This window comes from Synechococcus sp. H55.2 (assembly GCF_047462495.1).
GTDB lineage: Bacteria > Cyanobacteriota > Cyanobacteriia > Thermostichales > Thermostichaceae > Thermostichus.
The window spans coordinates 1-1,131 of sequence record NZ_JANSJH010000194.1; the positions used below are offsets into that span (position 1 = coordinate 1).

At 54.0% G+C, this 1,131-nt stretch carries 1 pseudogene; it reads left to right on the forward strand.

The features are described 5' to 3' along the window. Positions 1-353: 353 nt before the first annotated feature. Positions 354-1,131: pseudogene (locus NW844_RS12840) on the forward strand (glycosyl transferase family 1); the annotation flags it as partial.

Sequence of the window (1,131 nt, forward strand, 5' to 3'; positions counted from 1 at the left end):
ATGTACCCGGATTCACCCCTAGTTCCCGCAGCTTTTGGGCCAGGTGCTCTGCTCGTCGTTGCTCCTACTTGACCTCGGCAGGTGGCCGCTTGGGTAGGTAGGCCAGATCCGGCCTATCAACGGCGGGGCTGCCCATGGCCTATCGTAGATAGAGGGTCAAGGGATCCCTTCTTCTTTAGCCCGACTTCCAGGGCAAGCTAGGGTTGCCAGTTATCGATCCAGCTCTAGAAAGCTGCAGGGGCGGCCTAAACAAGGGCTTTGACGGATCCCTGAGGAGTAGAGCTGGCTTTATAACCGTTTCATAACCTAGGACTGCTAAGCTCCTACGGACTGCCCGAGCGAAGGATCAAAAAATGAAGGGTACCAAGGCCGCAGCTCCGCGTATTCTTCTCAACTGGCCAGCTCCACCCGACTACATCCCGCCCCCTCTGCTTTCAGACCGGCAGGTAACCCTCTGTCCCAAGGCAAGAGCAAAGGGATTTGGGTTAGGCTTTGTCAACTTCACCGGCGGCCTAGTGGAGTGCCCAGAAGGAGATTATGACCTCTACGACTTTGTACAGCAATCTGAACAGATTGCAAATAAGGAATTTGACTTAGTTGCTGTTTGGACCTCTAGCTTCGACTACAGTAATCCTTTCAGCACCAAAAAGTTTAGCTGCCCAACCGTCTTACTGGCTGGCGATACTCACCATTGGGAGTTCCCCATCAATCACCTCCTAGCCTACTGGGCTACTGAAGGCTTTGACTACGTGACCACCGCCTACAACCGCCAGCACCTGCACTGGTTTGCTGCAGCAGGCTTGGAAAACCTGGCCTGGCTGCCCCTTATCTCCATGCGCCCTATCACCCACGAGTGGGTAGAAGCGAGAGAAAACCAAATTGTCTTCATTGGCCAGCAAGGCTCTCGGCACCCCAGACGCTCCCGACTTGTGCAGGCTTTGAAGGAAGCGGGTTTGCCTATCCTCATCAAAGCTGCCAATCGCATAGAAGCAGCCGAACGCTTTGCCAACTCGCTGATTTCGTTTAACTGTAGCCAAAATGCGGATCTCAATCTCCGCAACCTGGAAGTGATTTGCGCAGGTGGCTTTTTGTTGACGGACAGTCTTTCTTTTGCCTCGGGCTTCGACGAGC